The organism is Pseudomonas sp. EL_65y_Pfl2_R96 (assembly GCF_963970905.1).
Classification (GTDB): Bacteria; Pseudomonadota; Gammaproteobacteria; order Pseudomonadales; family Pseudomonadaceae; genus Aquipseudomonas.
In genome coordinates this window covers 1-22,244 of the sequence record NZ_CAXAQH010000010.1, presented here as the reverse complement: position 1 = coordinate 22,244, position 22,244 = coordinate 1, and the positions used below count along the sequence as shown (strand labels likewise).

Sequence of the window (22,244 nt, the reverse complement as noted above, 5' to 3'; positions counted from 1 at the left end):
GGTCCACCTTCAGACTCCGTTAAGAATTGCCTTTGATACTCCTCCCAAACTTACTCAGGGAGGCGTTCTTGCCCATGCCCGATTTCGACTGGAACATCCCTCTGCCCCTGCACTTCGGCCAAGCCGAAACCCCGCAGATGAGTCTGGCCAGAGCCTTGCCGGACGACCCCCAGCGTCCGGTCTTCGAAGCTTTTATCCAGCAGCGTTTTCGAAAGGCCCACGGCGCCGACATCCGCCAATTCATGCCGCAGCTGTTCGGCATGAGCGATGCGTCAGGCACGCTGTGTGCGGTGGCTGGCGTACGACTGGCCGGTGCCGACTCCTTGTTTCTGGAGCGTTATCTGGACGAGGCAATCGATCCGCTGATCAGCGACGCTGCCGGCCAACCCGTGGACCGGGCCGGTATTGTCGAGGTCGGGAACCTTGCCGCCAGCGATACCGGCAGCGCTCGTCTGAGCATCATCGCCATCACCTACCTGTTGGCCATGGGCGGGCTGGAATGGGTGGCGTTCACCGGCAACATCGGGCTGGTGAACAGTTTTCATCGCCTGGGCTTGAAGCCGGTGACACTCTGCGCCGCCGATCCTGCGCGGCTGGGCGACGACCGTCACCACTGGGGCAGTTATTACGAGAGTCAGCCATGGGTGCATGTCGGCAACATCCGCGCCGGTTTCATCCATTTGCGCAACATCGGTCTGTTCAATCGCCTGGGGTTGCCGGCGTCCCTTGAGGAGCCCAGCCATGTCGCCTGAAATGGAGCGTTTCAAACAAACCCTGCGCCATCACGCCGAACACAAAAGCAGCACGATTGCCTTGTGGGGCGATCAGTTGAAACTGGACTACGCCACGCTGTACGCCGAGGTCATGTATCGCCAACAGCGTCTGCGCGATGAGCACGTCAAAGTGGTCGCGCTGGCCCTGGACAACGGCACCGAGGCGATGCTCTGGGACCTGGCCGTACTGTTCGAAGGCCTGACCTGCCTGACGTTGCCGCCCTTCTTCAGCCCGGCACAACGCAGTCATTGCCTGGAACAGAGCCAGGCCGAACGGGTGATTGCCGAACCGGAACTGGAAGCCGAACTGCAGGCGGCCGGCTACGAGAAGACCGGCGAATTCTGGCGTCGCACCTTCAGCGGTCCGAACCGGATACCCGCAGGCACCGCCAAACTGACCTTCACCTCAGGCACCACCGGTACGCCAAAAGGCGTGTGCCTGAGCGCCGAGAGCCTTTTGCGGGTGGCCCGTGAACTGGATCAGGCAAGCAAACCCACCAATCCACGGCATCACCTGGCGCTGCTGCCCCTGGCGATTCTGCTGGAAAACCTCGGTTGTTATGCCGCGTTGTATGCCGGTGCGACCCTGAGCGTGCCAAGCCAGAAAAACCTGGGCATTCAGGGTGCCAGCGGTGTCGATGTGCCGCGGTTGCTGGGGTGTCTGGCCTCCCGCGCGCCCGAGAGTTTGATCCTGGTGCCACAGTTGCTGCTGATGTTGGTCAGCGCCGCCGAGCAAAAAGCGTTCAACCCCCAATCGCTGCGATTTGCCGCTGTGGGCGGTGCGCGGGTTTGCGAAGAACTGCTGCATCGTGCGCAACGCATCGGCATGCCGGTATACGAGGGTTACGGGTTGTCGGAATGCGCGTCGGTGGTGTGCCTCAATCGCCCGGGAGCACACCGCCCCGGCAGTGTCGGTAGGCCCCTGCCCCATGTCGGGATTCGCCTGGCCGACGACGGCGAAGTGCTGGTCAAGGGCTCGACCCTGCTCGGCTATCTGGGGCAAGCGCCCTACCACGATGAATGGTGGCCGACCGGCGATCTCGGTGAGTTCGACCCGGAAGGTTTTCTCTACCTCAACGGGCGCAAGAAACATCAGTTCATCACCAGTTTCGGCCGCAACGTCAACCCGGAATGGGTCGAGGCCGAACTCACCCAGCGTCGCCACATCGCTCAGGCGTTCGTCTACGGCGAAGCGATGCCAACCAACCACGCCCTGCTCTGGCCCCATCGGCCGGACTGCACCGACGACGAACTGACCGCCGCCGTGGCCCAGGCCAACGAGGCCTTGCCCGATTACGCCCAGGTTCATCACTGGACCCGTCTCGATCAGCCGTTCACCGCCGCCAACGGCTTGCTGACCGCCAATGGCCGACCGCGCCGCGACGCCATCGTCGAACGTTACCGGGCGCAGCTCACTGAATCCGTTTTTTCCGAGGAATCCGCATCATGAGTTTTTTCGACACCCTGCAAGAAGCCACCCTGCAAGAACGCCACGAGTTGTTCAACCTGCCGATCATCCGCGATGCCCTTGAGGGTAAGGTCAGCCTGGACAGCTACCGTGCCTTCCTCGCCCAGGCCTACTACCACGTACGCCATACCGTGCCGTTGATGATGGCGTGCGGCGCACGTCTGCCGCAGCGGCTGGAATGGCTGCGCAAAGCGGTGTGCGAGTACATCGACGAGGAATACGGCCACGAGCAATGGGTACTCGACGACATCGAGGCCTGTGGCGGCGACAAAGAGGCGGTGCGTGACGGTCGTCCATCGCTGCCGATCGAGTTGATGGTCAGCTTCCTCTACGACCTGATTGCCCGAGACAACCCGGTCGGCCTGTTCGGCATGGTCAACGTGCTGGAAGGCACCAGCATTGCCCTGGCCACCCACGCGGCCGGCAGCATCCGCGAACGCCTGGCGCTGCCAGAAACCGCCTTCAGCTACCTGAGCTCCCACGGCTCGCTGGATATCGAACACATGCAGACCTACCGTCGGCTGATGAACACACTCGAAGACCCGGCGGACCAAGCCGCGGTGATTCATGCCTCGAAGGTCGTGTACAAGCTCTACACCGACATGTTCCGCGGCCTGCCCCGCGATGGGGAGAATCTGCATGCGCCCGTCTGAGGCTCGCGTGGTGTTGACCGGAGCCAGCGGCGGCATCGGTCTGGCCATCGCCAGCACCCTGTGTGCCAGTAATGCGCAAGTATTGGCCGTGGCCCGGAACCGGGAGTCGCTGGAACCCTTGCTCGAACGCTACCCGGAGCAGTTGCGTTGGGTCGATGCGGACCTGACCTTGCCCGACGACCGGCGCAAAGTGCTGGCCGCGGCCGAGGCCATCGGCGGTATCAACCTGCTGATCAATGCCGCGGGCGTCAACCATTTCGCCATGCTCGAGCAGCTCGATGACAGCGAGATCAACGCCATGCTGGCAGTGAACGTCAGCGCGCCGATCTGCCTGACCAGGCTGTTGCTGCCGCTGCTCAAGCAGGCCGAGAGTGCCATGGTGGTGAACGTCGGCTCGACCTACGGTTCCATCGGCTACCCCGGTTACGCCAGCTATTGCGCCACCAAGTTTGCCCTGCGCGGTTTCTCCGAAGCCCTGCGCCGGGAACTGGCCGACACCCGGATCAGCGTGCTTTACGTTGCCCCTCGGGCGACCCACACCAGCATGAACAGTCCGGCGGCCCAGGCGCTGAACGATGCGCTCAAAGCCAATGTCGACGACCCGCAAACCGTTGCCACGGCGGTCATCCACGCGATTGCCGGTGACCGGCGCGATTTGTACCTGGGCTGGCCGGAACGCTTTTTCGTGCGCCTGAACAGTCTGTTGCCGCATCTGGTGGACCGTGGCTTGCGCAAGCAGTTGCCGCTGATCCGTCGCCTCAGTCAGAAGCCCGATAACGAGAGCCTCAAACCATGAAAAGAATCGTCACTTGCTTGCTGCTCGCGGCGTTGAGCCAAAGCGTCTGGGCGCTGGACGCAGCCGATCAGCAGCGCCTCAATGGCATTCAGCAAAGTTGGGCGCACATTCAATATGAATTGCCCGCCGAACAGCGCACTGCGGCCTTCGAAAAACTCGCGACCCAGGCCTCGGCGTTCACCCAGGAACGCCAATCCCTGGCCGAAGCGTGGATCTGGTCCGGCATTGTCACCAGCAGTTGGGCCGGAGCCCAGGGTGGCCTCGGCGCCCTGAGCAAAGCCAAGGCCGCCAAAGTCGATCTGGAGAAAGCCCTCACCATCGACCCCAAGGCCCTGCAAGGCTCGGCCTACACCAGCCTTGCGGCGTTGTATGATCGCGTGCCCGGCTGGCCCATTGGTTTCGGCGATGCCGACAAGGCCGAACAACTGTTAAAGCAGGCTTTGCAGCTGAACCCGACCGGCATCGACAGCCTGTACTTCTGGGGCGATCATCTTTACCGTCAAAAGCGCTATGGTGAAGCCAGGGAAGCACTGCAAAAAGCCCTGCAAGCTGCACCGCGTCCTGGTCGGGAAAGCGCCGATGCCGGGCGCCGCAAAGAGATCGAAGCGTTACTGGTGGACGTGAACAAGAAACTCGACTGACAGGAGTCCGTGTGCGCTTATTACTGATAGAGGATGACGTAGCCCTTGGCGAGGGCATTCATCAGGCCCTGGGTCGTGAGGGTTACACCGTCGACTGGCTGCAGGACGGTAGCAACGCCTTGCATTCACTGCTCAGCGAAACGTTTGATGTGGCCGTGCTCGACCTCGGCCTGCCGCGCATGGACGGTCTGGAAGTGTTGCGCCGCTTGCGGGCCAGCGGCTCGAACCTGCCGGTACTGATCCTCACCGCCCGGGATGCCACCGAAGACCGCATCGCCGGGCTGGATGCCGGCGCCGACGATTACCTGATCAAGCCCTTCGACCTGGCCGAACTCAAGGCTCGCCTACGGGCCTTGTTGCGCCGTAGTGCCGGTCGCGCCCAAGTGCTGATCGAACACGCCGGCATCAGACTGAACCCCGGCACCCAGCAAGTCAGTTATCAGGGTGAGCCGGTGGCGCTGACGCCCAAGGAATATCAACTGCTCCATGAATTGCTCTCGCCTCCGGGCCGGGTCATGACCCGCGATCACCTGATGCAACTGCTTTACGGCTGGAACGAAGAAGCCGAAAGCAACACCCTGGAAGTGCATATCCATCACCTGCGCAAGAAGTTCTCCACCGACCTGATCCGCACCATCCGCGGGGTGGGTTATCTGGTGGAGGAGCGTCGATGACTTCAATCCGGCGTCGCACCCTGACGCTGATCATCGGCCTGATGCTGACAGGCCTGGCGATCATCAGCGTGTTCAACCTGCACGACAGCAATCACGAAATTGCCGAAGTCTACGACGCCCAACTGGCACAGAACGCCCGACTGCTGCAGGGTGTGATGCGCATGCCGCTGGCCAGCAGTGAACACGCCGAACTGTATCAAGCGTTCAACAAGGCCTTGAGTGAAGCGGTGCCGAGAGTCGATGGTCATCCCTATGAAAGCAAAATTGCCTTTCAGGTGTGGAATCGCAAGGGCGAAGTGCTGGTGCACACCGCCAGTGCGCCCCCCTTCACGGCACCGCCGACGAAATCCGGTTTCAGCGATGTGGTGGATCTGCACAACCGCCATTGGCGGGTGTTCATGCTCGAAGACAAACAGAATGATCTGCGCATCTGGGTCGGTGAACGGGACGATGTGCGTGCGGACCTGGTAGACCGGATCGTGCGCCATACCCTGTGGCCCAATGTGCTGGGCAGCCTGATACTGGCGGCCATGGTCTGGCTGGCCATCGGCTGGGGGCTCAAACCCCTGGCCGATATGGCAGCAACGTTGCGGGCACGGCACAGCGGCTCTCTGGAGCCGTTGCAACTGACCCCGTTGCCCAGCGAACTGGAACCGATGCAAGCAGCGCTCAATCGCATGCTCGCGCAAATTCAAGAGGTGCTTGGCCGTGAGCGGCGCTTCATCGCCGACGCCGCCCACGAATTACGCACGCCGCTGGCCGTGTTGCGGGTGCATGCACAAAACCTGCAGGAGGCTGGCACAGAACAGGAACGTCGTGAGTCCCTCGCGTTTCTGATTGCCGGGGTCGACCGCGCCAGCCGTCTGGTCAATCAGTTGCTGACCATGGCGCGTCTCGAACCCAAGGCCGTGGCGCCGTTGCTGCACAGCATCGACTTGAGTGAAACCGTACGCGCCAGCCTGGCCCAGCTCACACCCTGGCTACTGAGCAGGAACCTGGAACTGGCTTTCGACGCCGAAGACCGGCCTTTCAAAGTCCTCGCCGATGCCGGCGCCATCGATATCGCCCTGAATAACCTGGTCACCAACGCGGCGAATTTTTCGCCGGAGCATGGCGTCATCACCGTGCAACTGAGCCAGGACGACGGGTTCTACAACTTGAGCGTCCAGGACCAGGGGCCGGGCATCGACGAAGCGGATCGCGCACGGTTGTTCGAACGCTTTTACAGCCGTGGAAATACCGGAGGCGCGGGCTTGGGGCTGGCCATCGTCAACACCATCGCGACGCGGCTGGGTGGGCGGATTACCCTGGTCAATCCACCGGAAGGCGGGCTGCGGGCGACCCTGTCGATTCCCGCCGGCCAGAACCACAGCCCCCTGCAACGGACCACCCGAGAGCTGCCGCCCAATGGCTGAATGGCCACCGAAACACAATTCTGCTCGTGGCCGTGAACAATCTGTGGCGAGGGAGCTTGCTCCCGCTGGGGCGCGAAGCGGCCCCAAAAAAGGGACCGCTGCACAGCCCAACGTCAGTTATCCACTCACCCCAGCAGCCCGCACCTACTTGGGCAGATCAATCTTATCCAGCACCCGGTTCGCCGTGATCTCCGCCACCATGATGCTGTTTGAAATGCCCAGCAGGGCGTAGCGCGACCCACCTTCCAGATGATCCACCAACTGATGGACCATCACATCGACCGAGGCCAGCGTCTCGACCAAAAAAACCATCAGGGTTTCGTTAGTAGCCTGCGAGTTCACGGAAAATAGGGTGCTGGGCGTGCGTGCGGCGGCTTTGATGTCGGCATTCGACGGGAAGTGGAAGTTCAGAGCCCGCTCGGCGGCCTCATTGAGCTTCTTTGAATCGGGTTCGTACGGAGACACCGGATCGGTGTCCGGCGGATTGGGCGTAGGTTTGATCATGGTGAAACTCCTGATTGTTCATTAGGAGCTACCGACATCACTTGCAGATGATGGGTGGCAGCTATGTGCGGGTCTGCAAGACCGGGAAACCAGGAACCCGGCAGATCCGAAGATCTCCCGCACAAAGCCGCCATTTCGCGGACACAAACGAGCGTCCGCTGACAGGGCTATGCGACTGGTATTCCGGCGGGCTTGCAGACCCGATCACTGATGAGCAGTGACAGGAATCAAGTTACCGAGCGGCCCCTAGACGCACAAGCCGGCGGATTCTGTCTTACTTGTAGGGGATGGCGCAAGGCGTTGTAGCCCTTAGGTGGTAACGGCAAGCTTCATTTAAACGATCGCGATTTTTCTTGTTTAAATTGACTGTGGGCTAGGTTGGCGAACTCGCCAAATAATATGCAACCAAAGCATTAGCATGCCCATGCCCCATACCGTGTTCAGCCTTCAGCCAAGCCACCATTTCCATATGTTTCTTAGCGCTCACTGTTCCGAGCAGATCCAGCCAGTGGCTGATGGGCTGGCCATATTTTTTCTCGATTGACGGGAAGTACGACGCCGGGCCTTTCACTTTTGTATCTTCGGTCATGCTGCAAGCTCCCTTGTTCGCGGCGGAGTATCGGTGGACGCTCCTTGTCTTCATCCCACGAATTGAAGGCCAGGACGGCTGCGCTGTCCAGCGGGAACAAGCTCGCAGAGCATTTGGGAAATGAATCTGACACTCTCCCAAGATCAAAAGATCGCAGCCTTCGGCAGCTCCACCTATCCCTGTAGGAGCTGCCGAAGGCTGCGATCTTTTGATCTTTATCCCATCAACAACCCCTGCTCGCGCTCACACAACTCCACCACGTAATCCCACAACACCCGCAACCTCACGGACTTGTGCAGCTCACGCCTCGTACTGATCCAATAACTGCGCTGGATGCTTTCATCCGGCAGCAACGGCACCAGTTCGGGATCGGCGCTGGCCATGTAGCTCGGCAGCACGGCGATCCCCAGGCCCGAGCGCGCGGCCTGTTGCTGGGCGATGACGCTGGTGCTGTGAAACACCACCTGGGGGTTGCGGCAGAAGCTGTTGAGGAACATCAGTTCCTGGCTGAACAGCAAGTCGTCGACGTAGCCGATCCACGCATGACGACCGAGGTCTTCGCGGCTGCGCAGTGGTGGCGAGCGGTCCAGATAGGCCTGGCTTGCGTAGAGCGCCAGTCGGTAATCGGTGAGTTTTCGGGTGACCAGCATGTCGGCGGCCGGGCGTTCCAGGTGAATGCTGATTTCCGCTTCACGGTTGAGAATGCTGACGAAGCGCGGCACCGCGACCAATTCCACCTCCAGTCCTGGATAGCGTTCGAACAGCCCATTCATACGGCTGGCGAGGAACATGATGCCCAGCCCTTCCGTCACCCCGACGCGGATCTTGCCCAGCGGCGCGGATGACTGGGTAATTTCTTCCTGAGCCAGCAGCGCGACGTTTTCCATGGCCTCGGCGTGCTTGAGCAGCGCTTCGCCGGCCGGGGTCAATTCGTAGCCTTGGGCATGCTGGACGAACAGCGCGGTGCCGAGGCTTTTTTCGATGGCTTCGATGTGCCGGGCCACGGTGGCGTGGGTCGTGTTCAAACGGCGAGCGGCGGTCAGCAAGCGGCCGCTGCGCTGCAATTCGAGAAAAAACCGCAGGTCATTCCAGTCGAACATGAACCATCCTTGACGTTATGCCGTTAACGACGCTGTTTAAAAACGCACAGCAGCTGCGCAAAAACTAACATTCTTTTAACGAAAGCTAACAACTAGGATGACCGACAACAAGAACAACAATACGAGGTCAGGGATGCAGACTTCCCTTGATGAGTTCGACTACATCGTGGTCGGCGCCGGGCCGGCCGGTTGTTTGCTGGCCAATCGACTGTCGGCCAACCCGCAACACCGGGTGCTGCTGCTCGAAGCCGGCGGCCGCGACAATTACCCATGGATTCACATCCCGGTGGGCTACCTGTTCTGCATCGGCAACCCGCGCACCGACTGGTGCTTCAAGACTGAAACGCAGCCGGGCCTGCAAGGCCGCGCCCTGAGCTACCCACGCGGCAAGGTGCTCGGTGGCTGTTCCTCGATCAACGGCATGATCTACATGCGCGGCCAGGCCCAGGACTACGACGGCTGGGCGGCCGAGGGCAATGCCGGCTGGAGCTGGCAAGACGTGCTGCCCCTGTTCAAACACAGTGAAAACCATTTTGCCGGCGATTCGGAATTTCACGGCGCCGCCGGCGAATGGCGGATCGAGCGCCAGCGGCTGTCGTGGCCGATTCTCGATGCGTTTCGCATGGCGGCTGAGCAAAGCGGCATCGCCAGCATCGATGACTTCAATCAGGGCGACAACGAAGGCTGCGGCTATTTCCAGGTCAATCAGAAAGCCGGGATCCGCTGGAACGCGGCCAAGGCGTTTCTCAAACCGATCCGCCAGCGCGCCAATCTGACAGTGCTGACCGATGTCGAAGTGGACCGCGTATCGCTGGAAAACGGCCGTGCCTCGGCGGTCAACGCACGTTGGCAAGGCCAGGCAAAAACCTTCAAGGCACGTAAGGAAATCGTTCTGTGTGCCGGCTCCGTCGGTTCACCGGGCATCCTGCAGCGCTCCGGCATCGGCCCTCGCCCGCTCCTGCAAAAGCTGGGCATCGGTGTTGCCCATGAACTGCCCGGCGTGGGCGGCAACTTGCAGGACCACCTGCAACTGCGGCTGATCTACAAACTGGAAAACGCCCGCACCCTGAACCAGATCGCCGGCACGCTGTGGGGCAAGATGGGCATGGGCCTGCGTTATCTGTATGACCGCAGCGGCCCGCTGTCCATGGCCCCAAGCCAACTCGGCGCCTTCGCCCGTTCGGGGCCGGAGCAGACCTCGGCGAACCTCGAATATCACGTGCAACCGTTGTCGCTTGAGCGTTTCGGCGAACCGCTGCACGCCTTCCCCGCCTTCACCGCGTCGGTCTGTGATCTGCGCCCGCAAAGCCGTGGCCGAATAGACATTCGCTCCGCCGACCCGCGGGAAGCGCCGCTGATTCAGCCCAACTACCTGAGCCATCCCGAAGACTTGCGAGTGGCAGCGGACGCCATCCGCCTGACCCGCCGCATCGTCTCCGCGCCCGCCTTGCAAGCGTTCAAACCGGTCGAGTACCTGCCCGGCGACAGCTTGCAGAGCGAAGAGCAATTGCACGAAGCCGCCGCGCGGATCGGCACGACGATTTTCCATCCGGTGGGCACCTGCCGGATGGGCAACGATGCGGACGCGGTGGTCGACGCCGAGTTGCGCGTGCACGGCATCCCCGGCCTGCGCATCGCCGACGCCTCGATCATGCCGCGCATCACCTCGGGCAACACCTGCTCGCCGACGTTGATGATTGCCGAAAAAGCCGCGCAATTGATCCTCAACCCTGTTGTAAACACCAACCCTGTGGGAGCGGGATTGCCCGCGATAGCGGTGTGACATTCAACATTACTGTTGACTGAACCGCCGCCATCGCGGGCAAGCCCACTCGCACAGGGATTGCATTAGATTCACGGACATCGAGCATTACCCCTACAAGGAACACGCAACACCAGTGGAACAACAAAAATAATCACTGTGAGGGATACCGATATGTCAGAACATGTTCAGTCTTTAGAAGCCGTCCGCAGCGCCGGCACCAGTCAGGAAACCCAGAAAGTCATCTTCGCCTCGTCCCTGGGGACCGTGTTCGAGTGGTACGACTTTTTTCTCTACGGCGCCCTCGCGGCGGTCATCAGTAAACAGTTCTTTGCCGGGGTCAACGACACCACGGCGTTCATCTTCGCGCTCATGGCCTTTGCCGCCGGCTTCATTGTGCGGCCGTTCGGTGCGCTGGTGTTCGGACGGTTGGGGGACATGATCGGGCGTAAATACACGTTCCTCGCGACCATCGTCCTCATGGGTCTGGCGACGTTCTGCGTCGGCTTGCTGCCGACTTACGCGAGCATCGGCATTGCCGCGCCGATCATCCTCGTGGTGCTGCGCATGCTTCAGGGCCTGGCGTTGGGCGGTGAGTACGGCGGCGCTGCCACTTACGTGGCGGAACACGCGCCGATGGGCAAACGTGGTTTCCACACCAGCTGGATTCAGTCCACCGCCACCCTCGGTCTGCTGCTGTCGCTGCTGGTGGTACTCGGCTGTCGCTACTTCACCGGCGACCAGTTCGAAGTCTGGGGCTGGCGCATTCCGTTTCTGTTTTCAATCGTGCTGCTGGGCATCTCGACCTGGATTCGCTTGAGCCTGCATGAGTCGCCTGCGTTCGTGAAAATGAAAGAGGAAGGCAAACTCTGCAAGTCACCGCTGCGCGATTCCTTCGGCAAATGGGACAACCTCAAAGTGGTGCTGATTGCCCTGTTCAGCATCAATGCCGGGCAAGCGGTGACCTTCTACGCGGCGCAGTTCTACGTGCTGTTCTTCCTCACCCAGTTCCTGAAAATGGACCCGGCCCTGGCCAACAGTTTGCTGATTGTCAGCGTGATCATCGGCGCGCCGTTCTTCATCTTTTTTGGCTGGCTGTCGGACAAGGTCGGGCGCAAACCGGTGCTGATGATCGGCCTGTTGCTGGCCACCGCGCTGTACTTCCCGATCTTCAAGACCCTGGCCCATTACGCCAACCCGGCCATCGACCAGGCCAGCCGCCAGGCACCGATCACTGTACTGGCCGACCCGGCCACCTGCACGTTCCAGTTCGACCCGGTGGGGAAGGCGAAATTTGATAGCCCGTGCGACAAGGTCAAAACCTTCCTGGTCAAACAGGGCCTGCCCTACAACAGCGAAGCAGCCCCGGCCGGCAGCGCCGTGCAGGTGAGCGTCGGCGAGGTGAAAATAGACGGCTACGATGAAGCGGCCCTGCGCGGCGCAGTGACCCTGGCCGGCTATCCGTCGCAAGCCGACACCCAGCTGATCAACAAGCCGATGATCGTGGCGCTGATCGTCGCGCTGATCATCATCTCCGCCATGTGCTACGGCCCGCTGGCGGCGCTGATGGTCGAACTGTTCCCGACCCGCATCCGTTACACCTCGATGTCCCTGCCCTACCACATCGGCAACGGCTGGTTCGGTGGTTTCCTGCCGACGGTGTCGTTTGCCCTGGTGGTGTACACCGGGGATATTTTCTACGGGCTGTGGTACCCGGTGGTGATTACCGGGGTGAGCCTGGTGGTGGGGATGATGTGTTTGCGTGAGACGAAAAACGTGGACCTCGATAAAAACTGATCTGAGTAGCGGAACCTGTGGGAGCGGGTTTGCTCGCGAAGGCGGTAGCACAGTCAACATTGATGTCGCCTGACACACCGCTTTCGCGAGCAAGCCCGCAGGGATTGCGACACCACAATGTTCTCTGCAAATCAGGTATCGAGCACCTCAAACGTCACTTCTTCAGGATAGAACGCCACATACCCGCGAATCTGCGCGACCGACACCTTGGGGTCCTCATAACTCCACACCGCATTGGCGCCTTCATGCCCGGGAATTTGCAGACTGAAATAACTGGCATCGCCCTTGTACGGGCAATAGCTGGTGTGGTCGGTGCGGGCGAAATACTGTTCGGCGATGTCCTCCCGCGGGAGGTAGTACACCGGAGGATAATTGGCCTCATGCATGACCAGCGTCCGATCGGAGGACGCGACTTGAATGCCATGGAATTTCACCACCACACAGCCGGGTTGCGGGGTGATAGCGATGGGCTTACCGGGTCCGGGGGCTTTCATGAAAGGGTTCCTCCCTTGCTGTTTCGCGGTAACCGCGATCCATCAGGTATACCTCATGTTCCGGAATCAAGGCGGTTACACAGCCAAACGGCAGCAACGCCTTCGCCACACGCGCCAACGCCCTGGGCGCCCGCTACTTGCCATCCTCGATTTTGTATTCGTGCGGCGTCCAATACCTGCCCTTTGGGGGCTGCACGTTGTTTTTGGTGTAGTAGTCGTACCAAAACATCGCCGTCGCCCAGATGGCTTCCGGGCTCGACGCCCGGGTTTCGAGCCCTGGGGTCAAATCCAGCCCTGCGCTGGCGTAGAGGGTTTCCAGCATGCAGGCCGACGGCAACCCAATCCCGTCATGTATCGGGTTCGGGGTGCGCGCCACGCCCCAGGAGAACGCGAGCCAGCGTAATACGTGCTCCAGCGCATCCACGTAGGCGCGTCCTTTCTCGAACTGGTCGAGTTTGCTCAATACTTCTTTCTGCGATTTGGGTAACGCAATGACTGCAATGTTTTTCCAGTGGTCGGGGTCTTCCAGGTGCTGGAGAGGCGTCTCGACCACGCCGTTGCGCTCGGACGCAAACATACCGGTTTCCGGCTGGAACAAGGGCACGTGGAGAATGCTGGACTGTGCAATGCCTTTAGGGGAAACCTTGAGAAACGCCGAGGTGGACCAATAAGACGGCAACATGTCGAAGCGCAGGTGCGACTGACCGATTCTCAGACGCCACCCCAGCGTATCGGTGGCCCCCAGCAGCAACACATAGGATTGATCGGTGTTTTTTTTGTCGACCAGTTCGGTGATCGCCCTGCCAATCCATTCAACGTTGTCTTCTTTACCCTTGCGCCGTAGTTTTTGTATCTCGGGGTTGGATCTGGATACGGTTGTATATTTGGCGGACATGACTCTTCTCCAGCAGCGATGGCTTCAGGTATTGAGCAACGTAAATGGACCGACTCGAGTGGCAGGCGAAGCGGGTGCGGTGATGGGGTGGTACGTGACGTTCAATTCCACACCAAGCCCCAGGCAGGAAAACTCAAGAATCGCCACCTGGTTTCCACTCCCGTCTTGCTGCTTGACCGGGCAAAACGACTTCACACCGATGTAGGGCGGAGCCCGCTCGGCTTCAGGATGAAGAGGCCAACGTTTTCGTTCGCCGAAAATACTTTTCAGATAATCCTTGAGTCGCGCCACCTGATCGGAACCCGGAGTGACCAGCAGACTCGTTGGCGAACAGATGACTTCGGTCAGGGTGATTTGCCCGCGCTTGACACAGTTGGCCTGTGCGACACGGCTCCAGTGCACGTCCCCGGTCAGAAAAACCACCTGAATGCCGTGCTGTCCCAGCCGCTCGAGCGTTTCGATAATCACTTTGAACTGTCCCTTGTAATTGGACAGTTCGGCATCGCCCATCTCATCAAAGAACGGCGTTTTGACCAGTAGCGCCTGCCCGGTCGACAGCACGCCGATTCGCGGTATCCCCTGGTTCTGACAATCGATCAGTTCGCTTGCCCACTGCTTCAACGCCTGTTCGGCCTCCTCTGGCATCAGGCCGAAAGGGTCGTTGAAGTCTTGCTTGCGATGACTTCGGGTATCGAGAAACAGCATGAACAACGGCTCGATGTCCACGCGCAGCCAAGGCTTCTGCGCAGAGCCTCCCACCTGGTAGTCCTGGAACATCTCGAGCGCCGCATCGGCCCAGATGTTCACACCGCCACCGGGGGTCGGGGCTGTCTGGGTACCCCTTTTCCAGAACTGAGGCCAAGGGTAGTTATTCCAGAACTCATGATCATCCGGGAGGCAGACGGCGGGCGCTTTGGCCAGTGCAGACTGAAGACCCGCCACCTCCTTGAACGTAGATGTCCAGTTGCGTTGATATTTTTTGGAAATAACCTGCCGCAGTTCATCTTCCGTTGTCGGCAGGGTCTCGAAGGGCAGTTGATCGAGGTAGACCTGATCACCCGCGAACAATGAAATATCGGGCCTGACGGGCAGGCTCTGGATGAACCGCCCTACATTCGCTTTGTCGGTTTCAACGCAATAACAGGAAGAGAGCAGAATCTTGAAGCTCCCTTCCATTTTTTGCGGCACCTTGGCCGGCAAGGAAAAAACCCGCAGAGCGCAGGGTTCGAAACCAGCACCCGCGCGGACCACAATCTGATGCTCGCAACCAGCGCCCCTGGTTTCGAAGGTAAAGAGCCCCTGATAGTTGAGATACCCCTTGTCCGGCGTTCGGTCTCGGATGGGGTGAAGTCCATCCATCGTGACCGGCAAACACGACGCGCCATCCACGGTAAATTCGACGGCTGGCGGTTGGGCCACGCCAAACACCCCGACCCACAATTTGATCTCGTCGAGGGCGCCAAGCACTGGGCGAGCCATCAGATATGCCATTACCGCTCCTTGGGCCAGAGGCTCGAATGCAGAGAAGTCCGATCTCGCTGCTTGCCGTTGATTAAAGCAAAGACCGGCAGGAACACAACGCGGCCAGCCTTCCAGAATGAGCGCGCAATCAATCGCAACGCATAAGCTGTACATCCATACAGATAAAGATTGCTCCAACGCTCATCAACCGCCATTCTGTGCACCTCTCGGTCCTTGAACGACGATGGTGGTTATGCGGCTGTACCTCTGTGAAAAACCTTCCCAGGCCAAAGACATCGCGGCCGTGCTCGGCGCCAGACGCCGGGGCGACGGCTGCTGGCTGGGAACGGACGTCACGGTGACCTGGTGCATTGGCCATCTGCTGGAAACCGCGCCGCCGGATGCCTATGACGCGCGTTACAAGCGTTGGGTGCTGGCGGATCTGCCGATCATTCCCGAGAAATGGAAGATGACCGTCAAACCGCGCACGGCCAGCCAGTACAAGGCGGTCAAACGCTTGCTCGGCGAGGCGAGTGAACTGGTGATTGCCACCGACGCCGACCGCGAAGGCGAGATGATCGCCCGGGAACTGGTGGAGCATTGCCGGTATCGCGGGCCGATCCGGCGGCTGTGGCTATCGGCGCTGGACGATGCGTCGATCCGCAAGGCGCTGGCGGCGCTCAAGCCCGGGGCCGAGACGTTCAGCCTTTATCATTCGGCGCTGGGGCGATCCCGGGCCGACTGGTTGATCGGGATGAACATGAGTCGGTTGTTCACCCTGCTGGGGCGTCAGTCCGGCTATCAGGGTGTGTTGCCGGTCGGTCGAGTACAGACACCGACCTTGCGTCTGGTGGTGGATCGCGACCGCAGCATTGCCGATTTCGTCCCGGTGCCCTACTGGGCCATCGAGGTGCAACTGCTGCACGACGGCACCACGTTCACGGCTCAATGGCGGGCGGCCTCCGATGCTTGCGACGATCAGGACCGCTGCCTGAATCAGGCGCTGGCCCAGACAGCGGCTGCGGCCATTGGCAGCGCGGCGAGCGCTCGGGTGATCAAACTGCGCACCGAACGCATGCGCGAAGTCGCGCCTTTGCCGTTCGACCTGGGCACCTTGCAGGAAGTCTGCTCGAAGAAGCTTGGGCTCGGCGCTCAGGAAACCCTCGATATCGCCCAGGCGCTGTACGAAACCCACAAAGTCATCACCTACCCACGTAGCGACTGCGGCTACCTGCCCCTGAGTCAGCACAGCGAAGCCCCGGGCATTCTGGCGGCGCTCCGGCAAGCGGACCCAACCCTGAACGCCCTGCACGACCACCTGGAGCCCCAACGCCGCTCACGGGCCTGGAACGACGCCAAGGTCAGTGCTCACCACGGCATCATTCCAACGGCCGCGGCGAAAAACCTCGACCGTCTGGTGGGCAAGCAACGGGCGGTCTACACCCTGATTCGTGCGCGTTACCTGGCGCAGTTTCTGCCCAACCATGAATATGACCGGACCCAGGCCGACTTCGACTGTGCCGGTGAAGCCTTGCGCGCCGTGGGCAAGCAGATTGTCGAACCCGGCTGGAAACGCGCCCTGCCCGAAGCCCTCGCGCCTGCCAAGGGCCGCGAAGTACCCGCGCCGCAGACACTCCCGGCACTGGCCGAAGGGTGTGACTGCGCGGTGGCCGACGTGAAGCTCAAGGACCTCTGGACCCAGCCGCCCAAGCCGTTCACCGAGGGCGATCTGATCAAGGCGATGAAAAACGTCGCCAAACTGGTGGAAGATCCGCTGCTCAAGCAAAAGCTCAAGGACACCACCGGCATCGGCACCGAAGCCACCCGCGCGTCGATCATTCAGGGCCTGCTCGACCGCGGTTATCTGGTGAAGAATGGCAAGGCGCTGGCCGCGACGCCGGCGGCGTTCAGCCTGATCGATGCCGTGCCGCGAGCGATTGCCGACCCCGGAACCACGGCGATCTGGGAACAGGCGCTGGACATGGTGCAGAGCGGTGAAATGAGCCTGGAAGAGTTCGTCACCAAACAGGCTGCGTGGATGAGCAAGCAGGTGGCACGTTGCGCCGGTCTGAACCTGACCATCAGCGGGCCGGCAAGCCCGGCCGGGCGTGGCGCCACCCCCTGGAAAAACAAGCGCAAGCCCGCCAAGCGCAAGCCCTCGACCGGCACCAAACGCGCGGCAAAACCGGCAAGCAAGGCTTGAGGACAGTTCGAGCGAACCTGAATGGTCTAGTGTTCTTCATGTCCGGCAATAGCCCCCATGGCAGTCAGTCAAGCCCAATCCATGTGGGAGCGAGCCTGCTCGCGAAGGCGGCGGCACAGTCAATATTGATGTCGACTGACACACCGCTATCGCGAGCAGGCTCGCTCCCACAGGTTCCGCACCCTAACTGACAGGCATCAGGCAACAGCCCTGCTTTCTGCAAAGGTACAACCATGACGACAATCAGGAGCCAGCCCTCGATAGAACTGCATGCCGCCCAGCGCGACGAACTGGAAACCATTGAAAACCTGATGCAGTTCTACATGTACGACTTCAGCGAATGGCTGCCGCTGAAACTCGGGGAGCATGGTTTCTTCAACATCCAGCCCAAACCGGACTACTGGCGCAACCCGGCAACCAGGCCGTTTCTGATCAGGGTCGACGGCGAGTTGGCAGGGTTCGTGACCGTGGATAACGAGACCCATATCGTCGGCGCCGAGCACAACATCGGCTACTTTTTTCTCAGTCGCCGCTTTCGTGGCCAAGGCGTCGCGAAGTTTGTCGTCTCTGCCCTCTTGAGCCGGTTCCCCGGTCAATGGCAAATTTTCCACATCGATGCCAACCAACCTGCGCGGCTGTTCTGGGCCAGGGTGATACCCGACCTCACGAGTGCCGAGTTCACCCTGCATCAGCTGCTGGTGGACGGTTATCCCTGCACCGTTTACCGCTTTGAAAGATCGCAGCCTTCGGCTACGCCTACCCCGGCCCCGTAGGAGCTGCCGAAGGCTGCGATCTTGACGATTCCAGCGACGCCACAGCCCTCCAAGCGCTAGCCATGCCGATTTTCTAATGCCAAAACCACTTTGTCCGACAATATGTAGTGAACAAAAATAATCACTACAAAACCGTTGACGCCTCCGATTTGCCCTTGCATGATGCAGACGTCTCCCCGATCGGGAGTACAGGCAACACGTTTGAGCAAGCTCGTCTGACCGCCGAGCTGTTTTTCCCGGATACACGCTGCCCACAAGGCAGATTGAAGAAGCTGACCTGGCCTGAACGTCCAGTACAAGGACGAGAAGCGCTGGCGATCAATCCTCATGAAGCTTGTGGCCGACCCTGAAAACGTCGGCAGTGGCCTCCAGGTTTTCGCTGCTTCTCTTCGTTGTGACGCTATTGCGTAGCAGTTATTCAACACGACTACATGCAACAGACGCGCGACCCCGTCGTATTGACGGTCGACCGCTGACGTCCTGGTTTCGGTGCCAGGGATCAACTAACCGATGGGCTACCTGTATTAGCGAATCAACTTTGAAAGATCACCAAATGGTCAAGGGGCTTACAATGAATCTGAACAATCAACCTACTGTCGAAGAACTGGCCCGCTTGTTCGCTGCGCAAAAAGACAGCCAAGACAGCCATATTCTGTGGATCAGCAAATCGGGCCAGGTTCATATCGACTGCCTGTCGCCCCATGCCCACGAAGAAGCGTTCGACCAGAACAACCAGAACCTGCTCGCCCGACTGAAGATGTACCGTCGCGGCCAAGGTTATGTCGGCAAGAAAGCCGCGGCCGACAAGGACTTCATCGGCAATGTGCTGCAAACGCTGAAACAGGCGTGGGCTTCGATGCAGAACCAGAACGAAGTACGGGTGATTGATCGGTTGTACTGATCTCTCCCAAACACAAGAAGGCCCCGCTCGTTTTATCGAGCGGGGCCTTTTTTTGTTTGTGGCGCATGCACCTCTAACCTCACGCTGAGTCAAAAGAACACAGCTATGGTTAACACAGCGCTGGACATCGGTTTATCCGCTGGAGGTCTGCGATGAAAAGAACCCTGACATTCATGCTACTGGCATTGGCGAGTGCGGCCCATGCGAACAGCGTCCCCGGCGTTCCCGCCTTCGATGTGGACTGCCCCGGGAAAATCATGGTCCACGCCGACCAGGATGGCCCGGTGATGATCAACAGCAAAGAAGCCCAGACCAAAATGATCAACGATCGCCTTTTCGAGGCCAAGGGGCCGGACGTGACGATCTCGATCAGCATCGCCGATGACGACTCGGTCGCCGTGACCTACACCAGCAAGAAAGGCGGCAATGGCATCTGCCAGTCAGTGGATGATTGATCTACTCAGTGGCGCTGCCAGACATCACCAGGTTCGCGAACGCCACTGACGCGGCACTGTGATAGTTGTTCTTCCTGCGCAGCAATGCCGCGTCGCGCCGGGGGGCTTCGCCCTGTAATTCAATCCGGCGCAATGCCCGTTCCGCGGTAGCGATGGGCTCTGGAAGGATGGTGGCCATCGGCGTGTGACGAATGACCTCCAGCAACGTACTCACCGAGTTCACCTCGATCGCCACCTTGGGCGTGATGTTCTGTTGCCGAAAATATTCGTCGATGGAAGATCGGGTGATGAAGTCCGGTGTCAGCAACGCGAACTCCAGCTGCGCCATCTCCTTTGGCAGCAGCGGGCTCTGGCGCTCGTACAACGGATGACCGTTCCCGACCATTACGCCCAGGGTCTCGACAAACGCCGGCAGGCACTCGATGTCGGGGCTCCTCACCGGGGTAAAGGCAATGGCGATGTCCAGCGAGTCGTCGAGCAGCCCGGCCTCGATGTCGTCCATCGATAGCTCGAAAATCTGCAGATGGATGTTCGCAAACTTCGCCACGTAGTCGCGCACCAGCGGCCCCACCAGATACGCCATGAAGGTTGGCGTCATGGCCAGTCGCAAGGTGCCGCGAGACAAGTCCTTCACGTCATGCAGCGCGCGTTTCCCCGCTTCAAGCTCCACCAACACCCGACGAGCGCATTCGATGTAGGCCTGCCCCGCATCGGTCGGCTTGACCGTGCGCGAGGTGCGGTCGAACAGGCTGACGCCCAGGGTGTCCTCCAGTTGCCGGATCTGCTGGGACAGCGTCGGTTGAGAGACGTGTAACGCCTCAGCGGCACGGGTGAAACCGCCGTGGTCGGCGACCGCCAGCAAGTAGCGCAAATGTCGGAGCAGCATGGGCACACCATCTATAGGCAGAACTTATGCAAAGCATTGTATATCGATCTTGGACGCTATGAATAAATCGACCGAAGATGGCTCCACTTTCCAGCCACAACCGATAGGAGTCACACCATGCAACAGTCCCACGCTTACCAGGACCCAAGTCTGGCCCTGACCACGTCGATCCTCGATGCCAAGGCGCGCAAACATCTGTCCTGGCAGGATCTGACCGACGGCACCGGCCTGGGCCTGGCCTACGTCACCGCCGCCCTGCTCGGCCAGCATCCGCTGCCGGAAGCCGCCGCCAAAGTGGTCGGCGAGAAACTCGAGCTGGACGCCGACACCGTGGCCCGTTTGCAGATCATCCCGCTGCGCGGCAGCCTCTCCGGTGTTCCGACCGACCCGACCATCTACCGCTTCCACGAGATGATCCAGATCTACGGCACCACCCTCAAAGCGCTGGTTCACGAGCAATTCGGCGACGGCATTATCAGTGCGATCAACTTCAAGCTGGACCTGAAAAAGGTCGAAGATCCGGAAGGCGGTTCCCGCGCGGTGATTACTCTGGACGGCAAGTTCCTGCCGCTGCGTCCCTTCTGAAACAACCCAGTCAATTCAGGTGCGGAACCTGCGGGCTTGCTCGCGAAGAGGGAGTGTCAGTCAACACTGATGTCGCCTGACACACCGTTTTCGCGAGCGAGCCCACATGGATTGCACTTGACTGATCAGCGATTAGGCATCAGCCCCCCTCACTCATTGCAAGGAAGTCCGCCATGAAAGCGCTCATCGAAGGTTTATTGAAGTTCCAGAACGAAGCCTTCCCACAACGTACCGACCTGTTCAGACACTTGGCCACCACCCAGCATCCCGGCACCCTGTTCATCACCTGTTCCGACAGCCGCGTGGTGCCGGAACTGCTGACCCAGCAAGAGCCCGGCGAACTGTTCGTGGTGCGCAATGCCGGCAATATCGTGCCCTCCTACAGCCCGCATCCCGGCGGTGTGTCGGCCACGGTCGAATATGCAGTCGCGGTATTGGGCGTGACGGACATCGTGATTTGCGGGCATTCGGACTGTGGCGCCATGACCGCCATTGCCCAGTGCAAATGCATGGATCACCTGCCCGCCGTCAGCGGTTGGCTGCAGCACGCCGAGTCGGCCAAGGTGATCAACGAATCCCGCCCTCATGCCAGCGACGCGGCCAAAGTGAGTTCGATGGTGCGGGAAAACGTGATCGCCCAACTGGCGAACATCCAGACCCACCCGAGCGTGCGCCTGGCCCAGGAAAAAGGCCTGCTGAACCTGCATGGCTGGGTCTATGACATCGAGACCGGTTCGGTCGATGCCCTGGATGCCGACAGCCGCACGTTCGTGTCGCTGGCCGAGCACCCGGGCACCTGCGCCGTTTATGGCAAAGCGGTCGAAGCCGCCTGAAGGGTCATTTGTCGTCCGTCTTGGCTGACGATTGTGGCCGACGCTCAGGAGTGTCTTCGGCATTGGGCGCTTCTGGAAAATGTCCTGGTGTGAACACATGAGTAAGCAATTCGCTGGCATCGATGTCGACGACACCTGGCACCGAGCGAGCCAGAGCAACAGCCTGCTCACACTGCCGATGGGTGTTGACGCGACCGTTCAATGCCACCCTGCCCGCATGGGTTTTGACATGGACATTCAGGCCAAGGGTGGATTCAGCCAATGCCAGGGCCGACTTCACCCTGGCGGTAATCCACGTGTCGTGAACGACCGTTTCCAGGTCATGAGAGTAATGTTGAAAGGAATGAAGTTTCATGGCGCAACCCTCCCTCACGTAATCAGAGGCACTGCCCGTCCCCACGCAGACACGGACATACATTAAGTATAGGCGGACGTTGCAGTCGAGGGGGCAGCCCCTAATGCCGGTAAGTTAATAAGAGCGACGGAAATCCTGTGGGAGCGTGGCTTGCCCGCGAAGAATGCACCGCGGTTTTTCAGGTATTACGCGTCATCGTTCTTCGCGGGCAAGCCACGCTCCCACAGGTTT

General features: G+C 60.2%; 24 protein-coding genes. 15 read left to right on the top strand and 9 right to left on the bottom strand.

The genetic code is table 11. The features are described 5' to 3' along the window. Positions 1 to 74: 74 nt before the first annotated feature. The 7 genes from AACY49_RS12725 to AACY49_RS12695 are packed head-to-tail and all read left to right on the top strand — an operon-like array spanning position 75 to position 6,420. The gene (locus AACY49_RS12725) at positions 75 to 752 is read left to right on the top strand and encodes a thermostable hemolysin (protein WP_339524349.1); all 678 of its coding nucleotides are present in this window, start codon (positions 75 to 77) and stop codon (positions 750 to 752) included. Continuing rightward, positions 742 to 2,223 (top strand): AMP-binding protein, encoded by a 1,482-nt coding sequence (locus AACY49_RS12720; RefSeq protein ID WP_339524097.1) that lies wholly within the window; start codon positions 742 to 744, stop codon positions 2,221 to 2,223. Before AACY49_RS12725 ends, AACY49_RS12720 begins: the two co-directional genes overlap by 11 nt. After that, positions 2,220 to 2,894, top strand: a complete 675-nt coding sequence (locus AACY49_RS12715; RefSeq protein ID WP_339524095.1) for a TenA family transcriptional regulator — start codon at positions 2,220 to 2,222, stop codon at positions 2,892 to 2,894. Before AACY49_RS12720 ends, AACY49_RS12715 begins: the two co-directional genes overlap by 4 nt. Next, positions 2,881 to 3,690, top strand: a complete 810-nt coding sequence (locus tag AACY49_RS12710) for an SDR family oxidoreductase (protein WP_258696162.1) — start codon at positions 2,881 to 2,883, stop codon at positions 3,688 to 3,690. Before AACY49_RS12715 ends, AACY49_RS12710 begins: the two co-directional genes overlap by 14 nt. Further along, positions 3,687 to 4,331 (top strand): tetratricopeptide repeat protein, encoded by a 645-nt coding sequence (locus AACY49_RS12705; protein ID WP_339524093.1) that lies wholly within the window; start codon positions 3,687 to 3,689, stop codon positions 4,329 to 4,331. The genes AACY49_RS12710 and AACY49_RS12705 overlap by 4 nt, the downstream gene beginning before the upstream one ends. An 11-nt stretch (positions 4,332 to 4,342) precedes the next feature. Then, positions 4,343 to 5,005 carry a response regulator gene (locus AACY49_RS12700; RefSeq protein WP_258696164.1) on the top strand — a complete coding sequence of 221 codons (663 nt, stop codon included), beginning with the start codon at positions 4,343 to 4,345 and terminating at the stop codon, positions 5,003 to 5,005. Beyond that, on the top strand, positions 5,002 to 6,420 hold the full coding sequence (locus AACY49_RS12695) for an ATP-binding protein (protein ID WP_258696165.1): 1,419 nt from the start codon (positions 5,002 to 5,004) through the stop codon (positions 6,418 to 6,420). The genes AACY49_RS12700 and AACY49_RS12695 overlap by 4 nt, the downstream gene beginning before the upstream one ends. 144 nt (positions 6,421 to 6,564) lie before the next feature. Here AACY49_RS12695 and AACY49_RS12690 read toward each other — a convergent pair whose 3' ends face one another. From AACY49_RS12690 to AACY49_RS12680, 3 genes are all read right to left on the bottom strand, one after another. Further along, complete coding sequence (locus AACY49_RS12690) at positions 6,565 to 6,924, bottom strand: DUF6124 family protein (RefSeq protein WP_258696166.1); 360 nt, start codon at positions 6,922 to 6,924, stop codon at positions 6,565 to 6,567. 373 nt (positions 6,925 to 7,297) lie between these two features. Continuing rightward, complete coding sequence (locus AACY49_RS12685) at positions 7,298 to 7,513, bottom strand: DUF4287 domain-containing protein (RefSeq protein WP_258696167.1); 216 nt, start codon at positions 7,511 to 7,513, stop codon at positions 7,298 to 7,300. 215 nt (positions 7,514 to 7,728) lie between these two features. Further along, the gene (locus AACY49_RS12680) at positions 7,729 to 8,613 is read right to left on the bottom strand and encodes a LysR family transcriptional regulator (RefSeq protein WP_339524090.1); all 885 of its coding nucleotides are present in this window, start codon (positions 8,611 to 8,613) and stop codon (positions 7,729 to 7,731) included. A 133-nt stretch (positions 8,614 to 8,746) separates the two neighbouring features. Here AACY49_RS12680 and AACY49_RS12675 point away from each other — a divergent pair, with 133 nt between their 5' ends. Continuing rightward, positions 8,747 to 10,396, top strand: coding sequence for a GMC family oxidoreductase (locus AACY49_RS12675; RefSeq protein WP_339524088.1), 1,650 nt, complete (start codon positions 8,747 to 8,749; stop codon positions 10,394 to 10,396). Positions 10,397 to 10,549: 153 nt separating this feature from the next. After that, positions 10,550 to 12,172: an MFS transporter gene (locus tag AACY49_RS12670; RefSeq protein WP_339524086.1), complete on the top strand. Its 1,623-nt coding sequence runs from the start codon at positions 10,550 to 10,552 to the stop codon at positions 12,170 to 12,172. A gap of 131 nt (positions 12,173 to 12,303) precedes the next feature. On the opposite strand, the gene AACY49_RS12665 is transcribed toward AACY49_RS12670, so the two are convergent. The 4 genes from AACY49_RS12665 to AACY49_RS12650 form a co-directional block, all read right to left on the bottom strand. After that, positions 12,304 to 12,666: a DUF427 domain-containing protein gene (locus tag AACY49_RS12665; protein ID WP_258696171.1), complete on the bottom strand. Its 363-nt coding sequence runs from the start codon at positions 12,664 to 12,666 to the stop codon at positions 12,304 to 12,306. Between the two features lie 133 nt (positions 12,667 to 12,799). Then, positions 12,800 to 13,561, bottom strand: coding sequence for a hypothetical protein (locus tag AACY49_RS12660; protein ID WP_258696172.1), 762 nt, complete (start codon positions 13,559 to 13,561; stop codon positions 12,800 to 12,802). A 24-nt stretch (positions 13,562 to 13,585) separates the two neighbouring features. Next, on the bottom strand, positions 13,586 to 15,052 hold the full coding sequence (locus AACY49_RS12655; RefSeq protein WP_339524083.1) for an alkaline phosphatase D family protein: 1,467 nt from the start codon (positions 15,050 to 15,052) through the stop codon (positions 13,586 to 13,588). After that, the gene (locus AACY49_RS12650; RefSeq protein WP_258696174.1) at positions 15,052 to 15,237 is read right to left on the bottom strand and encodes a hypothetical protein; all 186 of its coding nucleotides are present in this window, start codon (positions 15,235 to 15,237) and stop codon (positions 15,052 to 15,054) included. Before AACY49_RS12650 ends, AACY49_RS12655 begins: the two co-directional genes overlap by 1 nt. 38 nt (positions 15,238 to 15,275) lie before the next feature. On the opposite strand from AACY49_RS12650, the gene AACY49_RS12645 reads away from it, so the two are divergent. From AACY49_RS12645 to AACY49_RS12630, 4 genes are all read left to right on the top strand, one after another. Beyond that, the gene (locus AACY49_RS12645) at positions 15,276 to 17,225 is read left to right on the top strand and encodes a DNA topoisomerase III (RefSeq protein WP_258696175.1); all 1,950 of its coding nucleotides are present in this window, start codon (positions 15,276 to 15,278) and stop codon (positions 17,223 to 17,225) included. A gap of 233 nt (positions 17,226 to 17,458) precedes the next feature. Continuing rightward, on the top strand, positions 17,459 to 17,998 hold the full coding sequence (locus tag AACY49_RS12640) for a GNAT family N-acetyltransferase (RefSeq protein WP_339524080.1): 540 nt from the start codon (positions 17,459 to 17,461) through the stop codon (positions 17,996 to 17,998). A gap of 571 nt (positions 17,999 to 18,569) precedes the next feature. Further along, positions 18,570 to 18,899: a hypothetical protein gene (locus tag AACY49_RS12635; protein ID WP_258696177.1), complete on the top strand. Its 330-nt coding sequence runs from the start codon at positions 18,570 to 18,572 to the stop codon at positions 18,897 to 18,899. A 152-nt stretch (positions 18,900 to 19,051) separates the two neighbouring features. Then, positions 19,052 to 19,354: a hypothetical protein gene (locus tag AACY49_RS12630; protein WP_258696178.1), complete on the top strand. Its 303-nt coding sequence runs from the start codon at positions 19,052 to 19,054 to the stop codon at positions 19,352 to 19,354. A gap of 1 nt (position 19,355) precedes the next feature. Here AACY49_RS12630 and cynR read toward each other — a convergent pair whose 3' ends face one another. Continuing rightward, a complete protein-coding gene (gene cynR / locus AACY49_RS12625) occupies positions 19,356 to 20,240 on the bottom strand; it encodes a transcriptional regulator CynR (protein ID WP_339524078.1) in 885 nt (294 codons plus the stop codon). A gap of 117 nt (positions 20,241 to 20,357) precedes the next feature. Between cynR and cynS the strand changes: the two genes are divergently transcribed. Next, positions 20,358 to 20,825: a cyanase gene (gene cynS / locus AACY49_RS12620; protein WP_339524076.1), complete on the top strand. Its 468-nt coding sequence runs from the start codon at positions 20,358 to 20,360 to the stop codon at positions 20,823 to 20,825. Between the two features lie 173 nt (positions 20,826 to 20,998). Next, on the top strand, positions 20,999 to 21,658 hold the full coding sequence (locus AACY49_RS12615) for a carbonic anhydrase (protein WP_258696181.1): 660 nt from the start codon (positions 20,999 to 21,001) through the stop codon (positions 21,656 to 21,658). 4 nt (positions 21,659 to 21,662) lie between these two features. On the opposite strand, the gene AACY49_RS12610 is transcribed toward AACY49_RS12615, so the two are convergent. Beyond that, complete coding sequence (locus AACY49_RS12610; protein WP_258696182.1) at positions 21,663 to 22,013, bottom strand: BON domain-containing protein; 351 nt, start codon at positions 22,011 to 22,013, stop codon at positions 21,663 to 21,665. Between the last annotated feature and the right edge of the window lie 231 nt (positions 22,014 to 22,244).

What these genes read in the sequence shown, in the direction of transcription:
- AACY49_RS12725 (WP_339524349.1), top strand. Translation starts at nt 75, where the DNA reads ATGCCCGATTTCGACTGGAACATCCCTCTGCCCCTGCACTTCGGCCAA.
- AACY49_RS12720 (WP_339524097.1), top strand. Translation starts at nt 742, where the DNA reads ATGTCGCCTGAAATGGAGCGTTTCAAACAAACCCTGCGCCATCACGCC.
- AACY49_RS12715 (WP_339524095.1), top strand. Translation starts at nt 2,220, where the DNA reads ATGAGTTTTTTCGACACCCTGCAAGAAGCCACCCTGCAAGAACGCCAC.
- AACY49_RS12710 (WP_258696162.1), top strand. Translation starts at nt 2,881, where the DNA reads ATGCGCCCGTCTGAGGCTCGCGTGGTGTTGACCGGAGCCAGCGGCGGC.
- AACY49_RS12705 (WP_339524093.1), top strand. Translation starts at nt 3,687, where the DNA reads ATGAAAAGAATCGTCACTTGCTTGCTGCTCGCGGCGTTGAGCCAAAGC.
- AACY49_RS12695 (WP_258696165.1), top strand. Translation starts at nt 5,002, where the DNA reads ATGACTTCAATCCGGCGTCGCACCCTGACGCTGATCATCGGCCTGATG.
- AACY49_RS12690 (WP_258696166.1), bottom strand. Translation starts at nt 6,924, where the DNA reads ATGATCAAACCTACGCCCAATCCGCCGGACACCGATCCGGTGTCTCCG.
- AACY49_RS12685 (WP_258696167.1), bottom strand. Translation starts at nt 7,513, where the DNA reads ATGACCGAAGATACAAAAGTGAAAGGCCCGGCGTCGTACTTCCCGTCA.
- AACY49_RS12680 (WP_339524090.1), bottom strand. Translation starts at nt 8,613, where the DNA reads ATGTTCGACTGGAATGACCTGCGGTTTTTTCTCGAATTGCAGCGCAGC.
- AACY49_RS12675 (WP_339524088.1), top strand. Translation starts at nt 8,747, where the DNA reads ATGCAGACTTCCCTTGATGAGTTCGACTACATCGTGGTCGGCGCCGGG.
- AACY49_RS12670 (WP_339524086.1), top strand. Translation starts at nt 10,550, where the DNA reads ATGTCAGAACATGTTCAGTCTTTAGAAGCCGTCCGCAGCGCCGGCACC.
- AACY49_RS12665 (WP_258696171.1), bottom strand. Translation starts at nt 12,666, where the DNA reads ATGAAAGCCCCCGGACCCGGTAAGCCCATCGCTATCACCCCGCAACCC.
- AACY49_RS12660 (WP_258696172.1), bottom strand. Translation starts at nt 13,561, where the DNA reads ATGTCCGCCAAATATACAACCGTATCCAGATCCAACCCCGAGATACAA.
- AACY49_RS12655 (WP_339524083.1), bottom strand. Translation starts at nt 15,052, where the DNA reads ATGGCATATCTGATGGCTCGCCCAGTGCTTGGCGCCCTCGACGAGATC.
- AACY49_RS12650 (WP_258696174.1), bottom strand. Translation starts at nt 15,237, where the DNA reads ATGGCGGTTGATGAGCGTTGGAGCAATCTTTATCTGTATGGATGTACA.
- AACY49_RS12645 (WP_258696175.1), top strand. Translation starts at nt 15,276, where the DNA reads ATGCGGCTGTACCTCTGTGAAAAACCTTCCCAGGCCAAAGACATCGCG.
- AACY49_RS12640 (WP_339524080.1), top strand. Translation starts at nt 17,459, where the DNA reads ATGACGACAATCAGGAGCCAGCCCTCGATAGAACTGCATGCCGCCCAG.
- AACY49_RS12635 (WP_258696177.1), top strand. Translation starts at nt 18,570, where the DNA reads ATGAATCTGAACAATCAACCTACTGTCGAAGAACTGGCCCGCTTGTTC.
- AACY49_RS12630 (WP_258696178.1), top strand. Translation starts at nt 19,052, where the DNA reads ATGAAAAGAACCCTGACATTCATGCTACTGGCATTGGCGAGTGCGGCC.
- cynR (WP_339524078.1), bottom strand. Translation starts at nt 20,240, where the DNA reads ATGCTGCTCCGACATTTGCGCTACTTGCTGGCGGTCGCCGACCACGGC.
- cynS (WP_339524076.1), top strand. Translation starts at nt 20,358, where the DNA reads ATGCAACAGTCCCACGCTTACCAGGACCCAAGTCTGGCCCTGACCACG.
- AACY49_RS12615 (WP_258696181.1), top strand. Translation starts at nt 20,999, where the DNA reads ATGAAAGCGCTCATCGAAGGTTTATTGAAGTTCCAGAACGAAGCCTTC.
- AACY49_RS12610 (WP_258696182.1), bottom strand. Translation starts at nt 22,013, where the DNA reads ATGAAACTTCATTCCTTTCAACATTACTCTCATGACCTGGAAACGGTC.